Source organism: Arthrobacter sp. UYCo732 (assembly GCF_040547265.1).
Taxonomy (GTDB): Bacteria; Actinomycetota; Actinomycetes; order Actinomycetales; family Micrococcaceae; genus Arthrobacter.
Window position 1 is genome coordinate 367,752 of the sequence record NZ_JBEPPJ010000002.1, and the last position, 16,445, is coordinate 384,196.

A 16,445-nucleotide genomic window follows, 5' to 3' on the forward strand; every position below is an offset into this window, starting at 1 on the left:
AACCAGTTATGACGACCACTTCACGCCAGCCCAAAGGCCTCCGCGCCGGTGGCCAGTTCGCCGCCGTCGAACGGGCAGAGCCATCCGTCTCCCTGGCGTCTATCACCGACACCCGCCTGGGAGCCGGCACGCAGCCGATGGGCAAGCGGGAAATGCTCGGGCCCGGGACGCTGGCGGACCGCAGCCCTGCCTGGACGCCGGCAGCCATCAAGAGGTTCCTGGGCGAGCCGGACAAGCTGATCCGCAACCCGGTGTACCGGAACGGTCCCAAGATGCGCATGTTCTCCACCGACCGGGTCGATGAGGTCGAGGCAACCGACGAATGGAAGGCGTGGGAGGAAGGACACCACCGCCGGAGCGCCGCCCATGGGCCCAGAAAGCCGGAGGAGGAAAAGCTTCCCCCGAAGGTCGAGGTCGGCCATGGCCGCAACGGGTTCTATCCCGTGGTGCGCCGGTAAGCCTCGTCGCATTTCAGATAATCACGGCGCCCTCCCGTGCCCCGCTGTTCCCGCTCTGTCCGTCAACAGGCGAGCCGCATAGGACAGGTACACCATGCTTCTTAGGACGGGCATTCAGCCCGCGGACCTGAGTGGCATTTTTCGAAGGAACGATATGACCGCCGTAGATGAAAAAGCGACCCCCACAGGCATTGACGAAAACACAGACACAGGCGATAAAGAGATCGAGGTCTACCTCACCCTGGCTCCGGTCATCGCACTGAATATCGACACAGAGGAAGCTGCCGCACCGGGCGCCGGGGCCGGGTACGCGCGGTACGGCTCCCGGTACCTCAAGGCAGTCGAAGGCTTTGTCACCGCGAACAATGTGCCGAACCTGGATGTTTGCGGACCGACAGACCTGATGGCGACCGATGAGCATTTTCAAGTCACTACGTTCGTGACGTTGACGTTCGCTGCTGGATCGGAAACCGATCTGCTCTTGAGGCAGTACCAGGAAGTTCAGGACAAGGCCACGGACCAGTTCGAACGTGACAACGCAGAACGGATCTTCAACGGCCACCTCGCCGAGTACATCGCGGAAATCACACGGAAATGCAGTCACCACTTCCGGATCGTGGCCGAGTACCGGTGGTGAGGTCCTCGCCGAACCGGGGCTCCATGCGCCCTGGTTCGGCGATCACGCGGCTGGACTAGGCCCCGGGGTCGACGGTGTGTTCTCCCGTCTGAGATGGCCGCATAGCCTCGACGTCGAGCTCCAGGGCGATCTTCTCGTCCTCGGTCAGCGGGCGCACCGCATGCTCGAACAGTTCCACTCCGGCGGCCCAGTTGTCCCAGTCGCCGTCGCTCCTGAGCCCGCCATCAGCGGATTCCATGGTGCGGACCGCGGCCGCAATGAGAATGGCGGTCACCACGACGTCGTAGGGCTTCCCCTCCGTCTTGCAGAAGGTCCACATGTCCGGGTAGAGCGGCGCCTTGGTCCCGGCAAGGTGGAACGTCTCGTACGCCTCGCCGGCGGCCTCAAACCCGTTCAACCGGATCCCCTCCGCCCCGTTCATTATCGGCAGACCCTGGCCGTCCGGACCGCAGATGGTCACAGGGGACGCGGCGATGATCTTGCGGGCATCAGTGATGACCTCGGCGGAGGCGGTCAACCCGGGAAAGTAGTGGGTGTAGCCCATTCGCGCGCTCCTTTCGCTAACGACAAATCTACTGGTTTCAGATTGGCGGTACGCGGAATCCAGTCCGCCGCACACATTTGGAGCAAGCACAGACGGCAGCGATTTATTCAAAGCCGGTCCTGCCGCAACTACGCATATCCGTAAGTGCCATCTAACGAAAACCTAGCAATGTCCGGGAAGGACAAGGATGACCCAGCTACCAATGATCGTCGACGCCGCGGGGATGGGGGCGCTCCTGGAGAAGCACCCCCATCTCACCACTAACGGAATCGAAGAACTTGGCGCGGTTCATTTCGCCGAACACCGCCAAGACATGTACAGCAATCGTGTACAGCTTGAGGTCAACCACTGTTTGGCGTTTCTGTCTGCGTTCACTACTATCAAGACCCCGAAGGCCAGCTCATACTCACTCAAGCATCGTGCAGAAAAATGGGGAGTGGGCGATACCCGGTACGTCCACAACGGCTCCGCCATCGCAGCAGGCGTCTTGCTGGACCTTCCGGTCCGCTTCGACGGGCTTAACCCGCAGTTCGGCATCTCAGCACCAGAGCTTGATTGGATCTTCTACGACGGCAGGAAGCCGTATGCAGGTGCGCGAATTCGTCAGCCGCGCGGCTGGGAGGAGTTTCTTCGCTGGAGGGCTTCTGTAGAGCAGATCTAGTGCCATACGAGTCCCGATAAACGCCCTGCTTCGGCGGGGCGTTTATCGGGCGCCTGTGCCTCCGTCGTCTACGCATGTTTCCTGGTGTGAGCATCGAGACGAACACACCGTGGAGCGTGGCGGGCAACGCCGCACACATCAGCGGCATGACCGCACAGCAAACTACTTCCGCGCCCTCCGGTGCCGAGACCACCTCCAGCTTGGACCGGTACCTGGCCGAGATCACCGATCCAGTACTCCGCGAGAACCTGGCGCGCGAAATCGGCGGGATGCAGCGCCAGTTCGGGCTCGTCTTCGAACGCCACCACCCCGAAGGCATCCGACTGCCCAGGCACGCCGTGAAGCGCGGCTCCAAGGTCGTCATCAGCTCGGTCAATGGACAGCCCCGCAAGGACTCGGTGTTCTACCGGGTTCACAAGCTCAACCGTGACGAATCGACGGCCCTGCTTGTGGACGCCGAGGGTAACGAAGCAATCCACCCGATTGCCGAGCTGACTGTCGCCAAAGAGTTCGGCGACATCGGCTACCCCGGCCTGCGAAGACTCTCCGAGATCCGCAACGGCGACCCGGACGCACCCGTCCACAGCGTCATCAATGGCGAAAACTATCACGCTCTGGAAGCCCTCCAGTACACGCACGCCGGCAAGGTAGACCTGATCTACATCGACCCGCCGTACAACACAGGCAACGCCGACTGGAAGTACAACGACCGGTACATCGACAAGAAGGACGGCTACCGGCACTCGAAGTGGCTGTCCTTCATGGAGAAGCGACTCCTGATCGCCAAGACTCTGCTCAGGCCGACTGGTGTGATCGTGATGGCCATCGGAGACGATGAGCACCACCGTCTCCGCATGCTCGCCGACGAAATCTTCGGCGAGGGCAATTTCATCTCGAACCTCGTTTGGCAGGGTGGCAAGAAAAACGACAGTCGATACATTTCAAACGGCTCGGACTACATGCTCGTCTACGCCAGGAATGAAGAAGAGCTCGCTGCGAACGGCATCCGCTGGCGCGAAGACAAAGACGGAGTAGACGAAGTTCTGGCGATCGCGAAGCAGATCTGGGAACAATCAGCGCACGATGTTGAAAAGGCCACTTCTGAAATTCGAGCATGGTTCGGTGGACAGCCAAAGGACCGCTTTGGCTACTCCATTACCAACTATCGCTACTTCGATGACCAGGGGCGTCTGTACGCAATCGGCGATCCCGGGTTCCCAAACGGCGTTGGGCCTCGATACGACGTTATTCACCCGCTTACTCAGCTGCCGTGCCGTGTCCCGGAAAAGGGATGGCGGTTCAAGGAAGAGTCGTACAAAGCGATGATCCTCGCAGGGGACGTCCATTTCGGGAAAGACCACAAGGATCTCGCCCGGCCTAAGAAGTACCTTGCCGATCAAGCCTCCGAGGTTGCCGATTCGGTCTTCTATCGGAGTCGGAGATCAGCGCCGAGTCACGTATCGAAGGTTCTTGGTGACAAGCGATTCCCTTTCCCGAAGGACCACGAGGTCCTCATGCGCTGGGTTCGTCTCATGACGCCAAAGAACGCAGTCATCCTCGACTTCTTCGGTGGCTCCGGCACCACGGCCGAGGCTGTCATCCGGCTGAACGCTGAGGACGGCGGCACACGCCAGACGATCCTCGTAACGAACAACGAGCTGTCCAAGATGGACGACACGAAGCTGCGGAAGTCCGGCAGCAAGCCAGGAGATGACGAGTACGAGGCACTGGGCGTCTTCCACCACGTCACGAAGCCCCGCCTCGAAACGGTCGTGACCGGTATCCGCCAAGACGGGTCCAAGTACAGCGAGGGACTGGCCGCGAACATCGCGTTCTTCGAGCTGACTTACCTGGATGAGCCAGAGATCGTCACCGGCCGCGCCTTCAACGACCTGGCCGGTCTGTTCTGGCTCAAGGCTGGCGGCGTCGGCGGCACCGTCGAACTCACGCCGGGCGCCAAGGCCGACGGGTTCGCTATCTCCGCGTCAGGCCGCACTGCGGTGCTGTTCAGCCCAGGCCGTGCCAAGGCGTTGGCCGAGAAGCTGAACGCCACGGAACACGCGATCAGCCATCTCTTCATCGTCACCGACTCCGAAGCCCAGGGCGATGAAGCAGCAACACATTTCCCCGGCGGAATCACCGTCGAGCGGATCTACGGAAGCTACCTGGAGGCATTCCAGGTAAACAGGAAGGACTGAAATGAGTGTGAATGCGGTGGCCAATGCAGGAACTGACGAAAAGGTCATGGTGACGTCGTCTCTCGAAATTCGACCCCTGTTGGCCCCGGCCCATGGTGAGGGTCAGATGGTGGAAGATAAATTCTTCAAGGAATACCTTGCGACGTTCCTTACACGTGTCGACGCGATGCTCGCCTCGAACCTGGCGACGGTCAGTTTCGAACCCGGGTATGTCTCTAAAGCAGACGATGCCATGTTTATCCATACCGATGTGAAAATCGTGGCTGAGCCTGAGTCGGACCTGGATGTCGCTCTTCGTGCCTGGGAAGAATGCCCGCTGGAAGACGAAGCGGGATACGTTGAGCGACAGTCAATGGACGTAGACGCAGATTTGCACCGCGCCGTCGAGGCACATCTGGCTCAAGCCGCCCGCAAAGCGGGTTTTGCGTTCAGGTTTTCGGCCAACTCAGCGGAGCGCGAAGGGGGAATGTGGGCATGAAATTCTCACTCACCGATTACCAGCGTGACGTCACCAGCACTGTCGTCCAGCGCCTCAACGCCGCCGTCGGCATGTTCGACAACGACGGGGCCCGCTCCGCCGTGGGCCTGACCGCCCCGACAGGTGCCGGCAAGACCGTCATCGCCACCGCTGTCTTGGAGAAACTGCTGTTCGGCGGTGGCACCCAGTCGCCGAACAAGTACCTAACCGTGTTGTGGCTGACCGATGACCCGGCGCTCAACGAACAGAGCAAGGACAAAATCCTGAAGGCGTCCTCGCTCATCCAGCCGTCCCAGATCGAAACGCTCGACGCGAACTATGACCGGGAGACTCTGGAGCAGGGCAAGATCCACTTTCTGAACATTCAGCGCCTGGCCGACGGCGCCACCGCCCACGTCAACACCGGGGACTCGCGCCGCTGGTCGCTGTGGGAGACAATCGGCAACACCGTACGCAAGTTCAACAGGGACTTCCTTTTGATCGTCGACGAGGCCCACCGCGGCTCTTCCGTCACGGCGGGAGAGAAGAAGACCATCATGCGCACCGTCCTGGATGGCGGCCCAATCGAAATCAAAGACGGCTCCGGCTACGCCCGGACCATCGTGAACGACCCGGCAGGCATCATGCTGGGCATCTCGGCGACCCCGAAGAAGTTCGAGGCAGCCATGTCCGCCAACACCGCGGACAGGACCCTGTTCAAGGTCGCCGCGGACACTGACAAGGTGCGCGCCTCGGGCCTGATCAAGGACCTCATCCAGATCAACCACCCGACCGACAACCAGCCCACCGATGACACGCTGCTGCGCGCCGCCGTGCGGGACTTGGTCCGGTACACAAATTTGTGGAATGCCGAGAACGCCGCCTCCAACGGGCTCCACAACGTCAAGCCGCTCATGGTCGTTCAGCTGCCCGACAAGGTCAGCGAGAAGGCCATCCAGCAGCTGGTCACCTCCATTACCGACGAATGGCCCTCCGGCCTGCAGCACACCACCGGCAAGGCGCCGGTGATCGTGCACTCCTTCGGTGAGAAGAAGCACCTGGACCTGCCCGACGGCCGGATGATCCCGTACGTTGCCCCGCAGAACATCCAGGAGAACGACCACGTCAAGGTGGTCATGTTCAAGACAGCGCTGACCACCGGTTGGGACTGCCCGCGCGCGGAAGTCATGGTCTCGCTGCGCCCGGCCAAGGAGCACACCGCGATCGCCCAGCTGATCGGGCGCATGGTACGCACTCCGGTCGCCGGCCGCATCGACACCGAGGATCTGGAGGAGCTGAACACTGTCTCGCTCTACCTGCCGCATTACGACAAGACCGAGGTCGCAACCGTCGTGAAATCCTTCGTGGACGGCGCAGACGTCGAGGTGCCCGTCTCGATCAACCCGGTCGACTTCCCGCGCGTGGCCGGCATCCCGGACGAGCTCTGGGAGATGGTCCTGCCGAAGGAGATCAAGCCCAAGCGAACCTACCCGTCCGAGACGGCCCGCCTCGCGGCCCTGGGTACCCGTCTGGACAGCCTCAAGGTCGCCAACCCGGCCAACCCCGCCGTGCTTCTAACCGACGAGGTGGAGACGCGGGTGAAGGCCATCCTGCTGGCCGAGTACGCCCGGCTGCAGGCCGCCATTGACGCGGACGCGCAGAGCCTCCTGGAAGTCACCTACGACCGGGTCGGCTACGACCAGTACAACGGCACCCAGGCCACGGTTACCTCACACTCCGTGCGAACATCGGCGACCAACCTGCGTGAGCTCAAAGACAAGGCCGTGAACAGGATGCCCGACGCCGCCGGCTCCTGGCTCTACGACGCGCTCTACACTCAGCTTCAGGACCACGAGGAATCCGTCGTGCGCCTCTCGGCCCTCTCCGTGCACGAGGAAGTCATCCGTAATCTGGAAGCCTCCGCGTCCAACCTGATCGATTCCTGGCGACAGCAGCTCAACCCGGCGGTGTCCCGTCTGGACATCAAGGTGCGCGCGGAGCTGGATGAGATCTGGCACCCGCACGGTGTCCCGGTCCCCGGAGAGTTCACGCTCCCGGAGAAGGTCCGCACCCGGACCCAGACAATCGTGAAGAGCAAAGACAACGCCGGGAAGACAGCCGACACGATCGCACCAATCGAAACCTTCAGGGGTCACTTGTTCGCCGACGCTCAAGGCGACTTCCCGATGGTGGCCACCGGCTGGGAGAAGGAAGTCATCGAGAAGGAACTGACCCAGTCCAGCTTGATCGGTTGGTACCGGAACCCGGCCGGAGCCGGCGGGCTGTCCGTCTCCTACGCCGAGGGCGGGGTCGACAAGTCCCTGTACCCGGACTTCCTGTTCTTCCACCGCGTTGACGGCAGGATCGTCGTGGACATCGTGGACCCGCACAGCCACAGCCTCGGTGACACCCCGGGCAAGTGGGCGGCGCTGTCCCGGTTCGCACGCCAGCACCCGGCCACCTTTCGCCGGGTCACAGCGGTCATCCGGAACAAGAACGGGAAACTGAAGGGCCTGGACTTCACGGGTCGCGCATCGACAGTCGTGGAGGACCGGATCGCGGCCTCCTCCGGAGGGGAAGGCATCGCCGCGGTGTTCGAGGAGTTCGGCGGCACGTACTAATGGCGACCTATGGAGCTCCCCAAGGAGACGTTGTCGTCGTTTCGGACGAAGAACGGAGCGTCTGGCTGCATCTATCCCACGAGATCCGCACCCTGGCGCACGTAGTCGAATCCGTGGCTGGAGAGGAGGTATCTTCCGAACTGGCGACTGACGATGCCAAGTTCTCTCCGGAGCCGGAATCTGCTTGGGTAAGGTCGTACCTTGCTTCAGCCTGTGAGCATCTTGGTCAATGGGCCGATCTGGCTATCCCGCGGCATGCCTGCGATCAGCTGGAGTTTTCCATGTTGCATTTCAAGCCGCAGCTGATGCTTGGTCGCGCAGGACTTGAATGTGCCGCCCAGGCGTTGTGGGTTCTTTCACCTGAGGATGAGTCCTCCCGACTGATCCGTCACATGCGCCTTATGCTTGTCGACTCCTACGAAGAACGGAAGCTCCCAGCGGGCTCTGCTCGTATTGATGAGTTGAACGAGCTCGAAGCTGAAATTTCGGCCTACGCCAACGCTATGAGCCCCGGATCCTCACTGAAGCACATCTCTTATCTGAAGATGATTCGGGAAGCAGCCGCAGTGATAGGCCAGGTGCCGGATAGCTGGGAGCACTTGTGGCATCGATCTAGCGCCGCTGCGCACGGGAAGAAATGGCTTTCCCGTTACGCATATGATCTCGAGGCTGGCCTGGACGGAGAGCAGCGACGGGACTGGCTCGCACCCCGCCCCTTAGAGATCTCCGAGGTAGTTGGCGCAGCGGTGGAGGCACTTCATGGCGCCGTGCTTTTGTACTGCAAGCGAGCTGGGATCAACCCACAGCCCCTCTGGCGCCCTGCTGCCTTGCACGCATGGACCCTAGTGCCCGCCAGGCCAGAGTTTGAGTCGGAGAAGGAGACGTTAATTGCGTTGATGCGTGCCCACATTGAAGCCGCAGCGAATTTGGGAGCTGACACACCGGCCATGAGCCTGATGATGGGAGACGATGTCGCTGTCATCCCCTACCAATGAGCGCTGGAGCTGTGAACAAGTCCAGTATTAGAGCTATTGCCACGTCCGCACACATGGGTGCCATGGAAACCATCATCTGGCTCAGCTTCGACGACACCGTCCCCGTACCGGCCCTCGCAAAGCAGTACGCGGTGTCCCGCGAATCGCTCATCGACCTGTTCGAGCGCGGCCGCCCGCAGACTCAGCTGAAGTTCGACAAAGACGGCGTCTGGATCCGCTCTGAGGACGACACCGACTGGGGTGAGGCCGAGTGGGTTGCCCGCATCGAGGTCGAAGGCGTTGACTTCTACACCTTCCAGGCCTCCGGCTTGCAGTTCAACGACGACACCGACCAGATGGCGGGCCTCGGCTACAGCGCGTTCTTCGTGCCCGGCGGCGGCATCGTCGTCGAAAACCCGGACACCCCGGCGTTGAAGGCTGCACACCGGTTCATCACCGACCTTTCCGGCAGTTTCAGCCGCTACACGCCGCGGCGGCTGAACTCCTGGGCCGAATACGCCTCCGCCGTTCCCAACCTGGAGCGGGCGTTCGCTCTCGCCGGTGTGGAGCGGCACGAGCGCGAGAAGCAGGAACTGGTCGCCGCCATGGTCGATGACTTCCTGGCCGCCCGCGCCGCCGGCCTGCCAACCGGCAGCACAGTCCGCGCCGACCGGATGGCCGTCAACACAGTCCTCGAAGCGGTGGATGTCCGCTGGTGGTCGCACAGCCCCGAACGTGAAGTCTTCGTCGTCACCGAGGTTGTCCCGGCCGAGAATGGCATGTTGGCGGTCACCTTTGCGACCAAGTACGGTATCGAACGCACCCGCCTTGTCCGCCCGGATCGGCGGTTCCTGGTGGCTGATCAAGGGTAGGCGCGAGTGCCGCCCACGCTGGTTTCCGGGCCGTTGACCCATAAACTGACTCCGGCCGTACCGGCCGATTACTTCCTTGGGGGAAAATTGAAACGCTTCGCCGCTTTGCTCCTGCTTGTCCCTGTCCTGTTGGCCGGATGTGCCCAGAGCCCGGGCGGAAGCATCCTTGATGCCGGGCCCGCCTATTCGAAGCTGGACGGCCCCGGCGTAGAGAAGATCATTGCCACGAAGACAGCCCTGCTGGACCTGCGATCCGGAAAGCTCACCCGCGACGACACCGGCCTGGGCAGCGAGGCCAAGGATGCCGCTTTTGAGGTAGCCGAGGGCATGGACCTGACAATCCTCGGTCCGAAGGGATCCATCGAGGCGACAGCGCATCATGTGATCTACAAAACCGGCACCTCGCGGGAGAGCAATGTCATCTATTACGTTTCCAGAGCAAAAACTGATGACGAGTTCTTCGCCATACTCAGAAACGGCGTCGAGAAGTATGGCCTCCCCAGCCACGCCACGCATCAGCTGATCCGGGGAATCACCAATACCCCGGAATTTAGTGGGAGCAATGATCTTGGCGTCGGCTACGCCACGGGTGTCGCGGTGAAATACGAGACGCAATACAACGCATCCAGCAACACCCGCGACGTCGGCGTTTACGTGACTGAGCAGCCCTCCTACGCTCCTGCAGCGGCAACCCCGCTCGGTGACCTGGGCTCCGGCGAGGATCCGATGAGCCGGTACGTTGAGACGATCACCACGCCGGAGGAAAAAGTCGCCCGGCTGCGCGCCTACACCGCCCTGCCGGAGATCCTGAACGGGTTCTCGCCGGTGCACGATAGCCCGACGTCGGTCTACAAGGATCTGTTCGAACAGGGTGTCATCACCCCTAAGTACCGCGACCAGAACAAGGACCAGACCGAATGGGGGACCGGTCAGTTTCCTCCCCGCGACGCCGGCTACACCTACCAGGTGACGGCCATGTATTGCCCCATGCATGAGCAGACCCTGACCGTCCTGGACCGCGGGTATCTGAGCTGTGCCTACACCGGCCAATACATGTACGACGGTTCGAGGGTGTCAGCGTCCACTGCTGAAGCGGTCACCGGCTGGGGTACGGCGGCCGCCGACAAGGTTCAAAGGGCCCACGTGTTCATGAAGAAGGACGGCGACATTTGGAAGGTCGACGACATCCAGTTCGAATCGTAGCTTCGTAGCGGCCAGGCAAGACGTTGGCACCGCGCTGGCTGCTAGGCGCGGGACAGCCTCACCCCCTCCGGCGTTGGTGGCTCCAGCCGCGAAAGCAAGCAGACAACAACCGAGAACCCTCGGCAGCCACCTATTAACTGCTCAAGCACGTCCCGAACTCTCAAAGGGGAGACCAGAATGCCAATGGACAACTACGCGGAGTTTCTGCGAAGGCTCGATACGGCCGCCGCCAGCCTAAAGAAAAGACAGACCAAGCTCGATACTGCCAGGGCTGTCGTGTCGACTTTGGCTGACCAAAACGAGTTCGGTCTACAGCAATGGACGAAGCGCCGCGCAAAGTTGGAAATGCTCCTCGGCGGTAACGACGTGCCGGCCACGACCGCGCTCAAGGACCTTCGCGGTATTTCCGCAAACATGGTGTCGGTCTTCGGGACGCGGGCGGAACGCGTGAGCTCAAGGCTCGCGGCGGTCCAGGCACGCCTGGACGAAATCAACAGGTCACTTCAAGCCCTCGAGCTGAGCAAGCAGAAGCTCACCTCGTCCCGCCGGATCGCGGAGGAACGGGAGAACCTCAGTAGAACCGTGCTGGGACTCGCCGGAACCGCCGAAGGCATCGCTGCCCCGACACCCGACGGAGGCCTGCGTGACGATTTGAAGGCCGCGCGTGAGGCCGTCCTGCTGGCTGAAGCGCTGCTTGAACTGAAGGGAAACTAGAGATGGCCACCAAGACCACCGAACAGGTCCTCGCGACGTTCGGGCCCAAACAGTGGGCCGGGGCGCCCGCAAAAGAAGCGGGCAACCTCTTCGTCGGTGCCGGCTTTATTGCTTTCCTTCTGTGCCTGGTGCTGATGATCTTCATCGAACCGCTGCGGGACGGTTTTGTCGTTGTCCTTGTCTGCACGCTCTTCGCGTTCGTCGCCATGTTTGCTGACATCGGCTCCACGGTCAGACGCGAAAAAGCATTCTTGGTCGGGGTGACGGCGACCATCAACGAATTGATCCTCGAAATGACCGGCGACCCGACGGCCCAAATTTCGGTCAGTAAATTCCGAGAAATAGTGGAATACGAAGGCAGCCTGGCCCTGCCTGTGAACGGCGTTCCCGGGCTTGTCCTGAGGGTCGACGGAAAACGGTTAGAGATGAAGCATGTTTTGGCCACTGTCACCACACCGGAGTATGGGCTCGAAAGTTTTGACTTGTTGCTGGCTGCCGAGGAGCAGGGCAAGTCCTAGCTGAGCTCTGAAGCGAAAAATGTAACCTGACGTCGATACCACTACCCATGGGGGAACAATGACCGAGAACATTCCGCCGGTCCCACCGGCACCGCAACCTCCGAGCTACCCGGTCCAAGGCCCCTTCGGTCCAGTCCAGGGCAACGAGCCGCCGTACGGGCCGCCACAGACCTATGCCCAGCAGGCGCCTCCGGCCTTCGGCCAGGCGCCGTACGGTCAACCGCCGTACGCTTCCTACTCGCCCCAGCAGTACGCTCCGCAGTGGCAGACCCCGGCGAAGCCCAAAATGTCGGGTCTCCGGATCGCTGCTGGCATCATCTGCATCCTGCTCGGCGTCTTCCTTCTCCTGCCGTCGCTTGCCGGGCTCGTCGCCGGACCTGGAGATGCCAAATTCCTGGGATTCCTGGTCCTCCTGGCGAGCCTTGGCAACATTACGTCTGGAATTCTGTTGCTCATAAATCAGCGAAACCGAAGCAAGTGGGCCCCCGTGACCTCCTTGAGTACGGCGGGCTTCGCCCTCTTCCTGGGCTTCGTCGGGTTGATGCACGACTACTACGGCGTCACCTTGTTCATCTTCTCCTTGCTGCTGGCTGCCCCGGTTCTCATCCTCCTCGGTATTGGCCTGGCGCTGGACAAGAAAACCGCCTGACGGGAACCCATCCGGCCATGAGCACGCCCTCAGCCGCTGACGCACGCGGGCGCCGCAGGAACAGGCGTAGACCGACCGCCCATGAGGCTCAAATGGTCTACGCATGTTCAGCCATGGCGGGGCCCGTCAACGGCGCCGGTGCCCTGCCGAACCTCATTCCGCTTTCCCCGTGGGAACTGGCAGCGGATCAGCTGTGATTCTCAGCTCCCCACCGCTGTGAGGGAATACCAGGGCCGAAATTTGCCTTGTTCCTAGTGGGCCGCCGTCAGTTGGCTGCCCCGTGAAAGGACCCCTTGCCCACAGCTTTCATCCCGTTCACCATGCGCGCCTCGGCCCGTGAGGACGACCAGCGCACGTTCCGTACCGACATCCAGCGGATTTCCGCCGGCCATCTGCGGTTCGCGCCGCTGGATATGCTACGGTCCACGAACACGCAGGCCCTCTTCCGAGGCGCCGTCCCGAAGGGTGCCCACACCGCCACTGACGCGGGTTTCGCCCGTTACCTTGAGGATCGCCTGGCTGCGGATAACATCCACCTGGACCTCAGCGTCACCATCGACCGTTAGCAGACGACGAAGCCCCGGACCTGTGGTCCGGGGCTTTCGTGTGCCCGGTGCAACCAGGGGTCGTTACAGCCGGAATGTCGGCTCGGCATGTTGGTACGAGGCGAAACTGCCCCGGTTGGACGCTGCCGTCGTCTTGCCCCGGCCGGCGGCGGCCGTCGCCTTGGCCATCCGGTTCTGCAGCTTGCGCTGGGCGTCCCACAGTTCCTGCTGGAGTTTGGAGAGTTCGTTCCGGCCGACCCGGTTGCCTTTCGAGTCCGTGTACTCCTGGCAACTGGACGGCTCCTGGGCGGCGCCGAGTGGCCCATACGCCACATGGCAGGAATCGCCGACACCTTCTTCGGCGGCGTACTCGTTGTTGCCCATGATGACCCCGCCGGTGTTCCGGGTCCATTTCACGGTTTTGAGCCGGTTGAAGAAGGCTGTGCCGGCCACCGAATCGTGGGCCCGGTCGGTGGCGCCGCGGTTCTCCCCGGTGCTCCACCGGACGGTGTTGGTGTCTTTGTCGAAGCTGACAGATCCTTCACCGGCCGGGAAGCTGGTGGTCCGGTTGGTCGGGAACGGCAGATCCGATTTGAGCACCCGGGCCGGCTTGCCGCCGCGAGGGAGACCGAGACGCCATTCGACGTCGTCAAGAAACTCCTCCGTGAACGCCGGCTTCGCCGGGCGGCTCCACGACGACCGGTCCTGGTCGGCGTAGAGCTCCTTGTGTTTGGCGTCGGTGTATTTGCGGAGCGCTGCCGTGTAGGCGGCCGGATCGGTCTGCTCCTTGCGGGTCAGCCCTTTCCAGAAGGCCTGCGTCGCTTCGAAGACCTCGGACTGGTGATCGTGCGTGGCTTTCTGCACGACCTGGCGGACGGCGGCGAATTCGGCGGAGGGGAGGACGATCTCTCCGTGCTGGCTATCCCAGTGACCCATGGTGTTCCTTTCGTTGGCCCTACCCAGGTGTGTGCGGCCAAGGCGGTCGCCGTACACATGCAGGGCATGAGCAAAAACGTAGACAACCGCACCAGAGTCCAGGCCGGCATCAAAACCGGCGGGCAGTTCGCCGCCGAAGCCCATCAGGAACCCCACGGCGTCCTTCTCACCCGCACCCCTTCACCGCAAGACCAGGCGGTGCTGGCCGCCGTTGGAGACCTCGTGCGAACCAACGCCAACGTCGAGGTTGGCCGCTGGCAGCGGCGCATGGACAAGGGCCGCTACGGCTACGAGCACGAATCCACTGAACCGATGCCGTCCGCATTGTTTGAGGCGGTCCGCCAGGCCGAAGGCTTCGAAGCTCTCCCACGGGACGAGCAGGAGAAGCTCATGGACACGCTTGGCCTCTCGGTGGCCAAGCACATGCTGGAGCCCGGGCAGACACTGGGCACTGACCGGATCCACGTCGGTGAGGGCCTGAACCTGGAGGATGGAAACATCGCCATGACCCTGGCCGCCCAGAACACAGTCCATGAGGCAGGAATTTCGGGAACCGTCACGCTGACCGACATCGGTGACGTTTCAGAGTTCACAGTGCAGGACGCCAACGTCACGCACTCGCTCCGCGTCGGCTCCGGTCTCCTGTCCTTTGCGGCAAAGCCGGAGGATGAGGAGGACTACGCCCGCCGTGATTGGCTGGACCGCGCCGACATCGGGTCCTACGGCGGGTCCATCTTCGAGAAGGGCCATTCGGAGCGCCTGCGCAGCCACTATGAGGGCCACCGCGAGTACGCCGTCATGATGGACGTCATGGCCAGCTCGCCGTTCGCCGATTACGCGGACAACTTCGGTGAACTGGACCGCGGCGCCCGCACAGCGACCCTGACGTCGGACGGGACCGAGAGCGTCCTGGACGTCTCCGGCGATGAGCCCGTCCTCAAAACCGAGGATGAGAAGCCTCTGCACCCGTCGATGACGCGCGGCTATTTGGACCACATGGCAGCGCAGACCGGGCATGCAAACCGGGACGCGTTCGTCTCCAGCCTGCGGGAAGTGTTCCGGGAAACGGACCGACGGTTCATCCGCTAACCAAGCGCGAGCTTCGGCCCCTTTTACTGATGGACGTCCATCAGTGGGAGGGGCCGTCGGCTTGGGTGGGGATCGCGGCGCCCGGTTCCGCACACATTGCGGCCATGAGAAGATTCGACGCCTCCGTGACCACCCGTATCGACGCAGGAGAAAGTGGAGTCCAGCAGTCGCATGTGGACGCGGCCAACGAGTGCAACAAAGTGCTCGCCGCCATGTTTGAGAGCGACGTCTGCCTCATGGTCTCCAGCAACGGCTACAGCGCCTTCGGCACTGTGCATGGAACCATTGACCGCAAGAACGCGCCCTGCCTGGCTGAGCTGAAGTTCAGGGACCCCGAAGCCGCGACTGTCCTGGCCGCAGATCTGGTTCGGCGTGCAAGGGAGGCCGGCCTCGAAGCCGTGGCCTCCGCAGAGTCAAAGTCGGCTCGGCGCACGAGCTAGACCCGACCATGTCACCGGCTCGATGGACGCGCCTGCCTTTGGCGTGTCGTCCTCGCGGGTAGCGTGAATGATTCGTCCGTACACATAGGAATCATGAAGATCACAGCCTCCGCCGCCACCAAGTCCCTCACCGTCCTTGCCAGCTTGTTTCTTGCTGCTTCACTTGCCAGTTGCGACGCCGCAGCCCAGGCCGGTACCAAGGCTGCCGAAGCCATCACGAGCGCGCCCAGCATCATTACCGAGGCTCCGGCGGCCCCGGCCGTGCCAGCTCCAGCTGCACCAACTCAGGCGCCCGCAGCGTCAGATGAGACAGCTAACGCGATTGCCCTGCTCGACACCATCGAGGTAAAGGGCCGCGCCCCGAAGACGGGCTACAGCCGGGACGAGTTCGGGCCTGCCTGGGCCGACGTTGATCACAATGGCTGCGATACCCGCAACGACATTTTGGCCCGGGACCTTGACGGCGAGACGTTCAAGCCCGGCACCAAGAACTGCGTAGTCGCGACCGGCACACTGGCCGACAAGTACACCGGCAAGACCATCAATTTCGTCCGTGGCCAGGACACGAGCACCCTCGTGCAGATCGACCACATCATTCCGCTCAGTGATGCCTGGCAGAAGGGCGCCCAGCAGCTCAGCGCCGACCAGCGCAAGCAGCTCGCCAACGACCCGTTGAACCTGATGGCCGCCGACGGCCCCACGAACGGCGCCAAGGGCGATAAGGATGCCGCGACGTGGTTGCCGCCGAACAAGGCATTCCGGTGCGAGTACGTCGCCCGCCAGACCGCGGTAAAGGCCAAGTACAGCTTGTGGGTGACTCAGGCTGAGCACGACGCGATCGCCGGCATCCTGGCCACCTGCAAGTAGGACCCTAGTGCCAAAAAGAAGCACCCCGTCCTGAGAGGTACGGGGTGCTTCTTTCTTGAGCA

At 62.3% G+C, this 16,445-nt stretch carries 18 protein-coding genes; 16 read left to right on the top strand and 2 right to left on the bottom strand.

Features of this window, described 5'->3' with window-relative positions; genetic code table 11:
- Positions 1-8: 8 nt before the first annotated feature.
- Together ABIB45_RS05570 and ABIB45_RS05575 are read left to right on the top strand one after the other, a co-directional pair.
- On the top strand, positions 9-458 hold the full coding sequence (locus tag ABIB45_RS05570; RefSeq protein WP_354214914.1) for a hypothetical protein: 450 nt from the start codon (positions 9-11) through the stop codon (positions 456-458).
- A gap of 154 nt (positions 459-612) precedes the next feature.
- Complete coding sequence (locus ABIB45_RS05575) at positions 613-1,095, top strand: hypothetical protein (RefSeq protein WP_354214915.1); 483 nt, start codon at positions 613-615, stop codon at positions 1,093-1,095.
- Between the two features lie 55 nt (positions 1,096-1,150).
- Here ABIB45_RS05575 and ABIB45_RS05580 read toward each other — a convergent pair whose 3' ends face one another.
- A complete protein-coding gene (locus tag ABIB45_RS05580; protein WP_354214916.1) occupies positions 1,151-1,639 on the bottom strand; it encodes a hypothetical protein in 489 nt (162 codons plus the stop codon).
- A 187-nt stretch (positions 1,640-1,826) separates the two neighbouring features.
- Between ABIB45_RS05580 and ABIB45_RS05585 the strand changes: the two genes are divergently transcribed.
- The 11 genes from ABIB45_RS05585 (at position 1,827) to ABIB45_RS05635 (ending at position 13,072) form a co-directional block, all read left to right on the top strand.
- On the top strand, positions 1,827-2,300 hold the full coding sequence (locus ABIB45_RS05585; protein WP_354214917.1) for a hypothetical protein: 474 nt from the start codon (positions 1,827-1,829) through the stop codon (positions 2,298-2,300).
- An 86-nt stretch (positions 2,301-2,386) separates the two neighbouring features.
- Positions 2,387-4,498 (top strand): site-specific DNA-methyltransferase, encoded by a 2,112-nt coding sequence (locus ABIB45_RS05590; protein WP_354214918.1) that lies wholly within the window; start codon positions 2,387-2,389, stop codon positions 4,496-4,498.
- Position 4,499: 1 nt separating this feature from the next.
- On the top strand, positions 4,500-4,976 hold the full coding sequence (locus ABIB45_RS05595; RefSeq protein WP_354214919.1) for a hypothetical protein: 477 nt from the start codon (positions 4,500-4,502) through the stop codon (positions 4,974-4,976).
- Positions 4,973-7,576 carry a DEAD/DEAH box helicase gene (locus tag ABIB45_RS05600; RefSeq protein ID WP_354214920.1) on the top strand — a complete coding sequence of 868 codons (2,604 nt, stop codon included), beginning with the start codon at positions 4,973-4,975 and terminating at the stop codon, positions 7,574-7,576. The genes ABIB45_RS05595 and ABIB45_RS05600 overlap by 4 nt, the downstream gene beginning before the upstream one ends.
- On the top strand, positions 7,576-8,571 hold the full coding sequence (locus tag ABIB45_RS05605; protein ID WP_354214921.1) for a hypothetical protein: 996 nt from the start codon (positions 7,576-7,578) through the stop codon (positions 8,569-8,571). Before ABIB45_RS05600 ends, ABIB45_RS05605 begins: the two co-directional genes overlap by 1 nt.
- Before the next feature lie 11 nt (positions 8,572-8,582).
- Positions 8,583-9,422, top strand: a complete 840-nt coding sequence (locus ABIB45_RS05610; RefSeq protein ID WP_354214922.1) for a hypothetical protein — start codon at positions 8,583-8,585, stop codon at positions 9,420-9,422.
- A gap of 6 nt (positions 9,423-9,428) precedes the next feature.
- Positions 9,429-10,625, top strand: a complete 1,197-nt coding sequence (locus tag ABIB45_RS05615) for a hypothetical protein (protein ID WP_354214923.1) — start codon at positions 9,429-9,431, stop codon at positions 10,623-10,625.
- A 183-nt stretch (positions 10,626-10,808) separates the two neighbouring features.
- Positions 10,809-11,339: a hypothetical protein gene (locus ABIB45_RS05620; RefSeq protein WP_354214924.1), complete on the top strand. Its 531-nt coding sequence runs from the start codon at positions 10,809-10,811 to the stop codon at positions 11,337-11,339.
- Between the two features lie 2 nt (positions 11,340-11,341).
- A complete protein-coding gene (locus tag ABIB45_RS05625) occupies positions 11,342-11,857 on the top strand; it encodes a hypothetical protein (protein WP_354214925.1) in 516 nt (171 codons plus the stop codon).
- Between the two features lie 58 nt (positions 11,858-11,915).
- Positions 11,916-12,506, top strand: a complete 591-nt coding sequence (locus tag ABIB45_RS05630) for a hypothetical protein (protein ID WP_354214926.1) — start codon at positions 11,916-11,918, stop codon at positions 12,504-12,506.
- Positions 12,507-12,799: 293 nt separating this feature from the next.
- Positions 12,800-13,072: a hypothetical protein gene (locus tag ABIB45_RS05635; protein WP_354214927.1), complete on the top strand. Its 273-nt coding sequence runs from the start codon at positions 12,800-12,802 to the stop codon at positions 13,070-13,072.
- Positions 13,073-13,135: 63 nt separating this feature from the next.
- Here the strand turns inward: ABIB45_RS05635 and ABIB45_RS05640 are convergent, their stop codons facing one another.
- Positions 13,136-13,987 carry a hypothetical protein gene (locus ABIB45_RS05640; protein ID WP_354214928.1) on the bottom strand — a complete coding sequence of 284 codons (852 nt, stop codon included), beginning with the start codon at positions 13,985-13,987 and terminating at the stop codon, positions 13,136-13,138.
- Positions 13,988-14,053: 66 nt separating this feature from the next.
- On the opposite strand from ABIB45_RS05640, the gene ABIB45_RS05645 reads away from it, so the two are divergent.
- The 3 genes from ABIB45_RS05645 (at position 14,054) to ABIB45_RS05655 (ending at position 16,383) form a co-directional block, all read left to right on the top strand.
- On the top strand, positions 14,054-15,076 hold the full coding sequence (locus ABIB45_RS05645) for a hypothetical protein (protein ID WP_354214929.1): 1,023 nt from the start codon (positions 14,054-14,056) through the stop codon (positions 15,074-15,076).
- Between the two features lie 104 nt (positions 15,077-15,180).
- Positions 15,181-15,516: a hypothetical protein gene (locus ABIB45_RS05650; RefSeq protein WP_354214930.1), complete on the top strand. Its 336-nt coding sequence runs from the start codon at positions 15,181-15,183 to the stop codon at positions 15,514-15,516.
- Between the two features lie 93 nt (positions 15,517-15,609).
- Positions 15,610-16,383: an HNH endonuclease family protein gene (locus ABIB45_RS05655; protein ID WP_354214931.1), complete on the top strand. Its 774-nt coding sequence runs from the start codon at positions 15,610-15,612 to the stop codon at positions 16,381-16,383.
- Positions 16,384-16,445 lie beyond the last annotated feature (62 nt).